This window comes from Streptococcus sp. k-378 (assembly GCF_013277505.1).
In the GTDB taxonomy this organism is placed as follows: domain Bacteria; phylum Bacillota; class Bacilli; order Lactobacillales; family Streptococcaceae; genus Streptococcus; species Streptococcus pseudopneumoniae.
In genome coordinates, this window is sequence record NZ_VMNC01000001.1 from 1 (window position 1) to 10,972 (window position 10,972).

Genomic DNA, 10,972 nt, shown 5'->3' on the forward strand with positions numbered 1-10,972 from the left:
TTATGTACTAAGGACATCAATCTATCTTGAGGAACCCTATCGAAAAATTTCTCTAGGTCTATATCCACTATCCACTCATAGCCGTCATTTAAGTACTCTAAGAGCTTGGACAATGGCTTGTTGGATTATCCTATCCATCACTGTCGGAATCCCAAGCTGAAGGACACCTCCATTGGGTTGGGGGATTTCAACTCGCAGGACTGATTGAGGTTTGTATTTCCTCTGTTTTATCAGTTCTTTAGTCAGGCGCCAGTTTTGTCTGAGATAATTATCCATCTCTTCGATAGTCATTCCATCAATCCCAGCTGAGCCCTTATTGGATTTTCCTTGATTGTAGGCTTCCAGCATATTTTCGCGTGATACTATCTTATCTAGCAATTTTGACATGTGCCTATTCCTTTCTTGTTTTGGTGCCTGAGGGACATCTTATATTGGTGAACCTTCATCTAGTCAATACGTGACAGAGTCCAGTTCTATCAGACCGTTCATTTTACAGACACAAGTAAAGTAGGATTACTTCGATCTGTCGTTTTCTCTTTCTAGCGACAGAGCTCACGGGATAAGTCCTACATCTTTCCTCGTTTAGACTAGACATGAGGACGTTAAAAGGTTACAGTGGAAAAAGATAAATCTTAGTTCGAATTCAATTACTCTCGTGATTTACGCATATAGGTTACGACTACCTTTTTGGACTTTAAGGTTTCGCGCCCCCCTATCCGCTATATACGCCTTACTATCACCTTCCTGTTCGTAGAGCCACGATTTCGCTATCCCTTCCTCTGACGATTCTTATTTCCAGCGTCAGACTTAAAACGGTCTATCCCCAGACCGTTTTAATCCGCTACCTCACGATAGTCAGGCTTGGGAATCGCTATTGGGTTCACCGGTAGCAGGTGCCCACCAAGGACTTATACTCAATGAAAATCAAAGAGTAAACTAGGAAACTAGCCGCAGGCTGTACTTGAGTACGGCAAGGCGACGTTGACGTGGTTTGAAGAGATTTTCGAAGAGTATTACACCTCAGATGCACCACATGCCCGTCGTACTTCAAAAAAACTGAAGTCAGATTTCACTGACCTCAGTTTTTTATTATTTAGCATAATCTACTGCACGAAGCTCACGAATCACGGTTATCTTGATATTTCCTGGGTAATCGAGATTGTTTTCAATTTTCTCACGAACTTTGTGAGCTAAGATTGTGACTTTGTCGTCCTTGATTTTTCCTGGATTGACCATGATACGAATTTCACGTCCTGCTTGAAGGGCAAAGCTATTTTGTACCCCTTCAAAGCCGTTCGCAATTTCTTCCAAATCATGGAGACGCTTGATGTAGCTTTCAAGAGACTCACTACGAGCACCTGGACGAGCTGCGCTCAAGGCATCTGCTGCAGCAACGATAACTGCAATGACGCTCTCAGCTTCAACATCTCCGTGGTGACTAGCAATCGTATTGACCACAACTGGATGTTCCTTGTACTTACGTGCCAATTCCATACCGATTTCAACGTGGCTACCTTCAACCTCGCGGTCAATGGCTTTTCCGATGTCGTGAAGGAATCCAGCACGACGGGCAAGAGCCGCATTCTCACCAAGCTCGCTGGCCATAATACCAGCTAACTTAGCAACCTCAATCGAATGGCGCAAAACATTTTGGCCATATGAAGTCCGGAATTGCAAGCGACCCATAATCTTCATCAAGTCTGGATGAAGGTTTGGTGCGCCAATCTCATAGGCAGCAGCCTCACCGTATTCACGGATCTTATTGTCAATCTCTTGACGGTTTTTCTCAACCAACTCTTCGATACGAGCTGGGTGGATACGACCATCCTTGAGCAACATTTCCATCGTCATACGGGCAATCTCACGACGAATCGGATCAAATCCTGACAAGGTCACCACTTCTGGTGTATCGTCGATAATCACATCGACCCCTGTCAAACTTTCAAAGGTACGAATGTTACGACCTTCACGACCAATAATGCGTCCCTTCATAGTATCGTCTGGCAGATGAACCGTTGAGTTTGTTGACTCCGCTACATATTCACCAGCGATACGTTGCATAGCTTGAACCAGGATGTCCTTGGCCATTTTGTCAGAACGTTCCTTGACCTCTTGCTCAGCTTCGCGAATACGACTGGCAATCTCCTTGGTCAAGTTTTCCTCTGTCTGTGCCAAGATAATATCTCGTGCTTCTGCCTGAGACAGAGCACCAATACGCTCTAGTTCTGCTTCTTTTTGTCTTTCGACTTCCTCTAATTGCTCTTCACGCGCATCAAGGTTTTTCGCTCTATCAGAAATACTTTGTTCTTTTTGTTCAAGTGTTTGTTCTTTACTCGTCAAATTGTCGTCCTTACGGTCAAGGCTAGTAGCTCTCTCTGTCAAACGACTTTCGATTTGTTTGAGTTCTTGACGTTCTGATTTGAATTCAGCGTCCACTTCTTCACGGTATTTTCTGGCTTCTTCTTTGGCCTCCAATAGTGCTTCTTTTTTAAGAGACTTGCTTTCACGTTTGGCTTCATTAACAAGTAAATCCACTTCACGCTCAGCTTGTCCACGTAAATTAGTTGCTTCTTGTTCAGCATTTAAAAGCATCAACTCTGCAGCTTCCTGAGATGATTTCATCTTAGCTGAGATGCTGACATATCCAATGACTAAACCAATGATGACGGCAAAAACAGCAATCGCAAGCGACATGATTTCCATGTTTTTACCTCATTTTATTGTTATTCCGAATGACATACATTCTTTTACATTCTACCATAAAAAAGTGATTTTCACAAACCTAAAATAGAATATGTTTTGGGGAATTTGGAACACATTTACCAAAATAAACTTGTTGTTTAGAAATAGTAGTGTTAGTAGAGACTTGAGAAAAAGCCTACCTTTCAGTAGACTTAGTTTGTTTCTATTCTAATCGGTACTCTTCCAAAATTTTGCTCTGCTATACTTGGCTTTCCTAGTTGGTAAATCTGGTCAGCCTTTTGAGTCATAGCATCCCAAGGTTCTTTGCCAATTCGGCTGACTAGACTGACCTGACCTTTCAAAGACTTGAGATGTTGCCTGCCTTTTTCAGTAAATCCAAGGACATGAATCGCTTCTGGCAAGTTACTTTCTCTAGCCTGCACCAAGATATAGGACAAGAGGCGTCTGACACGCGCCTTGGTGTAACGTTTGGTAGTCACTAACTCGACCAATTCTTCCACAGACTGGGCTGTTTTAATAGCTTCTTTAATGCGCACAGCCATTTCTTGATTGACCTGATAGATGGTGGTTAGGTCGGGATTTGACAAGATTTGATAGCGGAGCAAGGGAAAATAGTCTTCCCAGATCACCTTACTGGCCTGCTCAAATAGGGCAACAGAAGGCATAAAGCGTTCTAAGAAATCTTGGTCCTTCTGATATTGACGGAGGGCTGTCGCCGAGGCAAAGTCCACATCTTTATTCACAGAATGGTAACCTGCCCCCTGACGCTGAATCGGATGCAGCTTGATATTTCGTCCTGCAACCGCCTTAGCATAGGCCAGAGCAAGAACATGATTGGGGGTATTACCTGAAAAATCAAGACCAGCAAATTCCTTCCACATAGCTTGGGTTTTCTGGGGATAGGAAAGGGAATCAGGCAGATTTTCCACAAATTTCTCCATCTCAGCACCTTTCTCTGTGTATAAGTCAGCGATTTTCTGATAATCTCGAACTTCCTCTGTCCCAAAAACTAGACTATCAATGCCCAAGCGATCCAAGATATCCACAGCTCCTTGACCAAAGAAATCAGCTGCCTGAACACTGACTAAAAAGGGCAATTCCACTACCAAGTCTGCGCCATTTTCCAGCGCCATCTGGGCCCTTGTCCACTTATCCAAAATAGCAGGCTCTCCACGCTGCATGAAATTCCCTGACATGGCAACAATTTTCAGTCCCTCTGCCTGATCCAGCAGGTATTTATGGCCATTATGAAAAGGATTGAACTCCGCGATAATACCTGTGATGGTCATGCTAACCTCCTACTTCTGCGCCACAAAAAACCAACGGGTGCTAGTTTCTGTTGGCTCCTTATCCTCAAAGTCTGCATAGAGTTTGAAGGACTTGAATCCAGCCTGTTTCAGCAAGATATCATAGGTCAAGATCTCATAGGTTCTCTCCTCATGTACTTCATCGTGGCGACTAAAGGAACCGTCAGCCTCCTTGATAAAGAAAGTCAGCTCATGCACGATGGAATGAGGAGCTTCTTCCTCATATGTATCCCAAAGCATGGCAAAATCTTCCGCATTTTCATGGTAGGAATAGCCAGGGAATACTTCATCTGTCTGGTAGGTCGAGTGCACGTCAAAGATGAAAACTCCCTCTTCATTCAGCGCATTGTACACGTCCTTAAAGACGTCCCCTAATTCCACCTCATCCTGCATATAGCAGATAGAGTCCGAATAACACGTGACAAAATCGTATTTCCCTGCCTTGGACAAATTCAGCATATTACCTTCTATAAAAGCAATCTTTTGCTTGGCTGAAGTCGCTCTCTTCTCCGCAATCTTCAACATATCCGCACTCAAGTCAAGTCCAGTCACATCAAAACCAGCCTGAGAGAAGCGCACTGATTGAATTCCTGTCCCACAAGCCAATTCCAAGAGTTTCTTTCTCTCCTTGGTCTTAGGCAAATGACGCAGAGAAAAATTCGTCCATTTGTCGTATAAACTATCGTCCATGACCGCATCATAGACCGCCGCAAAGGTTTCATAAGTCGCCATAATCATGATACTAAGAGCTCCATGGTAAACACCACTAGCCCTTTACCTTTCTATCAATTTTTCTAAAATAAGCAAAGAAACCCAGTTGACTACAACTGAGTTCATCTTCTAAGCAAGAGCTTCTGAAATATCTACTGAATTCGCCTCATGCCATAGCTTCTCTAGATTATAATGGGCACGCATTTCTTCTGAAAAGATATGCACGACAACAGCACCGAGGTCCAGTAAGACCCAGCCTCCAGCTGCATCGCCTTCGACATGGCTACCTTTAAAGCCTGCTTGAGCTACTTTTTCACGGATATTAGCTGCGATAGCGTCCAACTGACGGCTATTCATTGAGCTAGTGATGACAAAGTAGTCCGTCACACTAGTCAAATCTTGTACATCAAGTGCGAGGATATCCTCCGCACGTTTCTCATCAACCGCTTTCACGACTAGTTCTAGTAATTCTTTTTCGTTCATTTAATCCTCTTTTTAGAAAATATGTTTGTAATCTAGAACATCTGCAAAGCGCTCCTCCCAAATGTCCTCATAAAATTCATTAATCGTTTCTGCTGGAATGTCATCCCCATCAAAGGTTGTGACAGCACCTTCTGGAACAATAAGCTGATAGCCATATTCAAAGGCAACCTTGACAGAGGTATCCACACAATATTCTGTCTGCATACCACATAAAACTAATTTTTCAATCCCCTGCTTATCCAAGTATTCTTTTAAGCCAGTTTCTTTGAAAATACTGTTATACTTCTTCTGAAAGACCTTTTCAGCAGGTTTTCGATTTAAAAGCGCAGATAACTGCCAATCTTCTGATGTTTGAGCTTCAGAGTTCTCAATATGTTGAACATAGATAATTTCAATATTCTTGCTTCTAGCCTGGTTTTGTAAATAAGAAATTTTTTCCAATAGACTTTTTGTCTGGAACCCAGTTTCTACTAAAACATTCTGAACATCAATGATTATAAAAGCCGTCTTCATTTAGTCCTCTTTCAAATAGTGCACAAAGGCGTTATAGGTTTCAAGGGTTTGGGGATAGATGGGGAATCCCTGATGAGCTAGATACTCCACGGTACGAGCTGTTTCGTAGGCCACCGCCTTATTGAGCGATAGACTTGCAATCTCACGCGCCACATCTACTCCAGGAAAGGATCGATTGTGCTCGATATAGTCTGCTACATAGACAACCTTATCTAGGTCTGTCATCTGACCAGCACCGACTGTATGGACTTCAATGGCTCGCAGGATTTCTGAATCATGCAAATCCAAATCTTCCTGAATTTTGTAAATTCCGACCATGCCATGCCAGACATTATTACCCCAGTTTTTGAGGTCGAAATCTAGCTGATAACGGTCAATCAAGTCTAGAAATTCCTGATCTGACAACTTTTTAGCATAGTCATGAAGAAGACCTGCTAGACTTGCTTTCTCAACATCTACACCAAAGCGCTGAGCTAACTCCATAGCGGCACGCTCCACACCTAGACAATGGGTTAGACGTTTCTCAGGTAGAAGCTCTGCCATTTTTTCCAACAAGGCCTCACGGGAGCAGTTGATATAGTCTTGATAGGACATCAGTAGAGCCCCTCCTTCTCGATGTAGTCTAGCACTAGCTGAGGTAGGAGAAAGTTGGGTTTCCGACCTTGGGCAATGAAGTCCCGCACCATGCTGGACGAGATATCCATGAGCGGTACGTCCACCCAGATAACTGGATAGGAAGTCCCTGCCTTGTAGCGTGGACGCTGAACCCCCACAAACTGAACCATGTCAACCAGTTCATCAATTCGGTACCACTTAGGCAGATAGTCAACCATGTCGGCACCGATGATAAAGTAATAATCCGTATCTGGATTCTTCTCTGTCAAAATCTTCATGGTGTCGTAAGTGTAGGAAATACCCTTGCGCTCCAACTCAATAGTTTCAATGACTAGGCCGTCAATCCCCTCAATTGCCAACTCAAGCATCTTGAGACGATGGTGTTCAGGGATGGTTTCCTTTTTATCAACGTGAGGAGGTTGGTATTCAGGCATGAGCAGAACTTGATCCAGTCCCAACTGTTGCCGTACTTGATCCGCAACAATAAGATGGGCATTGTGAACAGGGTTAAAATTCCCCCCTAAAATCCCAACTTGTTTGCGTTTTTTCTCCTTGATTTCTGGCTCCAACTCTACCTTGATAAAGGGAGTCAATAGTTCGATTGTCATAGGCTAGTCCCCTTTATTTCTCTATAAAAACAGTTATTTGGAGTTTCGGTCTTAGATTTCTTTGACTTTCTTAGAAATCTTGCGATTTTCTTTCTTGCTGGATTGTTTAAACAAAATCAAGATGCGTCCTATTTTTTGGACTGTATCCACACCGATTTCTTCTTCCAAAATTTCAGCTACTTCGTGGATGTTTTCATCTGTGTTTTGTAAGAGAGTAACCTTGATTAATTCACGCGCATCAAGAGCTTGACGGACGCTGGTTTTGATTTGGTCGTTGAGTCCATTTTTCCCGATTTGGATGATAGGTTTGAGGATGTGTGCCTGACTGTTGAGGAAGGCACGTTGTTTTGATGTTAATGACATAATTTTCTTCCTTGTTTTTGGATAGTTATTTTAGGTGGTGAGGGACGGTCGGAACTAATTTTACAAAGATTTCATCTTTGAAAAATGGATTTCCTGACCTCACAATTGAGCCTTGGTCTCAATTGTGCCCCTTGCCAATCTACAGATTGGCAATCACACCACGGCAATAACTATCGCTATATGAGCTCACTTTGTTCGCTCAGCGATTTTGTTTTAAATAATTGCTTTTCGTATGACGACGGCGACGCCTTCTGGTGCCCAGACGGCGACTTTTGCTATGCCTGTTACACGAATCCAACCTAGGCCTGAGATGACTAGGTCTGTCTTATCCTTGATTGTAAATACATGCTCAATCAGTTTTGGAAAATCTTCTTTTTCCTTACTGTTTGGAGGCGTGAGAAGGGTTCCGACGTGCTTGTCGTAAAATGCACTAGCGCCTTCAAGCTTAGTACGATGCAATTTGAGTTCATTGTCAAAGAAGGCTGTGAAACCTTGCTTTTCACCCGCAATGAAATCAAATCGTCCGAGACCACCTAGAAACAGAGTTTGTTCAGGATTTAGCTGATAGGTTTTAGGTTTGATTTCCTTTTTGGGGCTGACATACTTGAGGTTTTTGGCCGTCAAGTAGTGGGCCATCTGGTAACGATGGATAATCCCCGGTGTATCGTAGATATAAGATCCGTCGTCAAGCGGAATCTCGATTTTATCCAAGGTTGTCCCTGGGAAGCGTGACGTCGTGATGACATTCTGGTCACCCGTGATTTCTTGGATAATGGCATTGATTAAAGTTGATTTTCCAGCGTTGGTTACACCGACCACATAGACATCGCGGCCTTTACGGTAGTGTTCAATCTTGTCAATGACTTCCTTAATGGCATGTTTGTTTTGGGCTGAAGTTAGGACGACATCAACTGGACGAAGTCCTTCTTCGTGGGCACGTTCCATGAGCCACTGGCTAATCTTGCCCTGTTTAACTGACTTGGGCAGGATATCTTTTTTATTCCCGACCAAGAGGACATCATTGCCCGATACAAAGCGTGGCAAGCCTGGAATGACAGAGCCATTAAAGTCAAAGATGTCAATGACATTGACTACCAAGGCATCACTGTCTCCCACCTCGTGCAAAAGCTTGAGGAAATCATCGTCCGTCAACTGGACATCTGTGATTTCATTGTAATGACGGAGACGGAAACAACGTTGGCAATAGACTTCACCTATCTCCAAACCTTTTTCGAGTGCCGACTGGGGGGTAAAACCAAGACCAACCTTATCTGTCGTCTGAATGGTTGCTCCACAACCAATACAGAGAATTTCTTCCATAGTTAAATTCCTTTTTTATATGTAATCGGTCCGTACTTTTTAGTGATTTTTCGCATAACACGACGCTCGCGAGCTCGGTTAATCTGCGTTTTAATCGAGTCATGTTGGACCAAGGGTTTGACTAAAATTGACCGAATGCCTGCACGGTGGGCTGCTCGTATATCTGTCATGAGCTGGTCGCCAACCATGACCACTTCGCTTTTCTCATAGTGAAATTCCTTCATGGCACGGTCAATCCCAAATGTGAAGGGCTTTAGAGCCCAATAAACGTAGTCAATCTCAAACTTCTCAACTGCTCGTTGGACGCGTTTTTTGGTGTTATTTGACACTACGATAATGCGAATGCCCGCGTCCCGAAGGTCATGTAGCCATTGCTTCATCTCTGGTGTCCCGTCAGGGTTGTTCCAAGCAATAAGGGTATTGTCCAAATCGACCAAAACAGCCTTGATTCCCTGCGCCTGCAGGCTTGGGACTGTCAGATCATAGACTGCTTCCACAGCAAAATCTGGCATGTAGTTTTCAATCGCCATTCTGGCTCCTTTTCTTAACTTTTTTTCGCAATTTTCCTTAGTAACAAGGATAAAACAATCCATAACCCTGCACTAGCTATACTGATGTAGAGCCAAGCATGGGGCTCATCTGTTAAAGGTAGGTGAACATTCATTCCGAAAAAGCCTGTCACGACTGCCAAAACAGCTAGCAAGACTGAAATGATAGTCAAGGTTGTCAAATTATCATTCAGATTATTGTTTAGAATATTGTTGTAAGAGGCTGAAAGTTGCTGTAAAATCTGAGAGATTAGGTCTGTCATGGATACCAGCTGATGAGCCTCAATCATAGCATCATCAAACTGCTCTCTCTCAATCTCATCAAAACTACGATACAAGGCATGACCTTGAATATGCTCCAACAAAATCCGATTTTGTTTAGCAGCCGCAGTAAGATAAACCATACCAGTTTCCAAGTCGGAAAGGGCAAAGAGATTTTTCTTGGTCGTCCGCTGACGCAAGAGGCCATTAACCTCATCCCTACTCTTGTCCATCTGCTCAATGACAGGATAGTAGGCATTGCTGATGATTTCCAGACTGGCAAAGAGAAACTTGTAAATCGAAAGCATGTCATGGCTCTCCAGATAACGAGTCATCTGTTCAATGACATAGGCGTTCTTGGTATTACTAATGGTAATCAGGCGACGATGCTCCACGATAAAGGTCATGGGAAAAGTCTCATAGTAGGCCTTGTCCTTTTTCACATCTAGGACATTATAGATAAAGGTAACCGTCCCACTTTCACGGTGGTAGTCCATGTGGGCACGCTCATTCCTATCCAGTGCGTACTCAATGGTTTCCTTGTCCAAGCCGTAGATTTTAGAAAGGTCTTCTAGTTTATTCAACTTTCCGAGGTCTAGGTCTATCCAGGTACAACCATTGCCCAACTGCTTTTCTAAAACCATCTTTTCTCCTTTATTAAACTCCCTCTATTGTACCACAAATTACTTAAAATAACAGGTCTAGTCCGTGCGTGAGAAATTGCTAACAACCGTGATATTTCGGTTCGGAACAAAGTGAAGAGCTTGCTCCTCGCTACGAAGCTGTGTCGTACGAATTCCCACGCTGACGACCTTGCCCGATACAGTAATGGGGCCATTGGTCAGAACAACCTCATCTCCCACATCCAGTTGACGTTCAAAAAGGATGAAAAAGCCATTGATGACATCAGACAGAAAACCTTGGGCTCCCATCCCAATCGCCACCCCAGCGATTCCAGCCCCAGCCAGCAAGCTAGATACAGGTAAGCCTAAAATCGATAAAATACAGTAGAGTAAAAAGAAATATGACGTATAATTAAACACATTTTCTAACAAACGTGAGATGGTTTTCTGGCGCCCGACATCATGATGAGACATTTTTAGAGAAGGTTTGGCAATTCTCTGCACCATGGTATGAAGCATTTTTTTAGCAATATAAAATACAATCAAAAGCAGTAAAAGAGAAATGACCTTGGTTAGAATATTTTCGATAATGGTTGTCACATCTAGCTTTTCAATATAAGCTTGAATAAATTTTTGCATATAAAACTCCTTTATTTCATTATACCATATTTTCATCAGTCTCATTATCCATAAATAATCGAGTAGGGGATAATCTCTAGCCCCTCTCCCGACTTTATCACTTAAAAAATACAAAAGGGCAGCTAACCCCTTGCGCCACAAGGGATTTCGCTGTTCTTTAATCTCGTTTAGGTGTTGTATATGGAGCTTTGGCGTAATTTTTGAGTTCTTCAAACTTCACGAACCCTTTGTTCCATTCCATGCCCAATAATCTATTTAGTAGCTGCATATCTGGACTT

At 43.0% G+C, this 10,972-nt stretch carries 12 protein-coding genes and 1 pseudogene; all 13 read right to left on the reverse strand.

Annotation, left to right across the window (positions count from 1 at the left end):
* Positions 1-387, reverse strand: a pseudogene (locus HT719_RS00005) (group II intron reverse transcriptase/maturase); the annotation flags it as partial.
* A gap of 702 nt (positions 388-1,089) precedes the next feature.
* Positions 1,090-2,703 carry a ribonuclease Y gene (locus tag HT719_RS00010; RefSeq protein ID WP_000404950.1) on the reverse strand — a complete coding sequence of 538 codons (1,614 nt, stop codon included), beginning with the start codon at positions 2,701-2,703 and terminating at the stop codon, positions 1,090-1,092.
* Positions 2,704-2,894: 191 nt separating this feature from the next.
* Positions 2,895-3,992 carry a nucleotidyltransferase gene (locus tag HT719_RS00015; RefSeq protein WP_172927836.1) on the reverse strand — a complete coding sequence of 366 codons (1,098 nt, stop codon included), beginning with the start codon at positions 3,990-3,992 and terminating at the stop codon, positions 2,895-2,897.
* Positions 3,993-4,001: 9 nt separating this feature from the next.
* Positions 4,002-4,742, reverse strand: a complete 741-nt coding sequence (locus tag HT719_RS00020) for a class I SAM-dependent methyltransferase (RefSeq protein ID WP_345790009.1) — start codon at positions 4,740-4,742, stop codon at positions 4,002-4,004.
* A gap of 108 nt (positions 4,743-4,850) precedes the next feature.
* A complete protein-coding gene (rsfS, locus tag HT719_RS00025) occupies positions 4,851-5,204 on the reverse strand; it encodes a ribosome silencing factor (protein WP_172927838.1) in 354 nt (117 codons plus the stop codon).
* 12 nt (positions 5,205-5,216) lie between these two features.
* Positions 5,217-5,717, reverse strand: coding sequence for a cysteine hydrolase family protein (locus HT719_RS00030; RefSeq protein ID WP_000844707.1), 501 nt, complete (start codon positions 5,715-5,717; stop codon positions 5,217-5,219).
* On the reverse strand, positions 5,718-6,311 hold the full coding sequence (gene yqeK / locus HT719_RS00035) for a bis(5'-nucleosyl)-tetraphosphatase (symmetrical) YqeK (RefSeq protein WP_057522589.1): 594 nt from the start codon (positions 6,309-6,311) through the stop codon (positions 5,718-5,720).
* Positions 6,311-6,940: a nicotinate-nucleotide adenylyltransferase gene (locus HT719_RS00040; protein WP_172927839.1), complete on the reverse strand. Its 630-nt coding sequence runs from the start codon at positions 6,938-6,940 to the stop codon at positions 6,311-6,313. The genes yqeK and HT719_RS00040 overlap by 1 nt, the downstream gene beginning before the upstream one ends.
* A 51-nt stretch (positions 6,941-6,991) precedes the next feature.
* Positions 6,992-7,303 (reverse strand): ribosome assembly RNA-binding protein YhbY, encoded by a 312-nt coding sequence (gene yhbY, locus HT719_RS00045; RefSeq protein WP_000060163.1) that lies wholly within the window; start codon positions 7,301-7,303, stop codon positions 6,992-6,994.
* Between the two features lie 213 nt (positions 7,304-7,516).
* Entirely contained in the window at positions 7,517-8,623 is a 1,107-nt protein-coding gene (gene yqeH / locus HT719_RS00050; RefSeq protein WP_119947988.1) for a ribosome biogenesis GTPase YqeH, read from the reverse strand.
* A gap of 2 nt (positions 8,624-8,625) precedes the next feature.
* The gene (locus HT719_RS00055; protein WP_240156533.1) at positions 8,626-9,153 is read right to left on the reverse strand and encodes a YqeG family HAD IIIA-type phosphatase; all 528 of its coding nucleotides are present in this window, start codon (positions 9,151-9,153) and stop codon (positions 8,626-8,628) included.
* A gap of 14 nt (positions 9,154-9,167) precedes the next feature.
* Entirely contained in the window at positions 9,168-10,076 is a 909-nt protein-coding gene (locus HT719_RS00060; protein ID WP_172927841.1) for a magnesium transporter CorA family protein, read from the reverse strand.
* 57 nt (positions 10,077-10,133) lie between these two features.
* Positions 10,134-10,694 carry a mechanosensitive ion channel domain-containing protein gene (locus tag HT719_RS00065; RefSeq protein ID WP_001168882.1) on the reverse strand — a complete coding sequence of 187 codons (561 nt, stop codon included), beginning with the start codon at positions 10,692-10,694 and terminating at the stop codon, positions 10,134-10,136.
* Positions 10,695-10,972 lie beyond the last annotated feature (278 nt).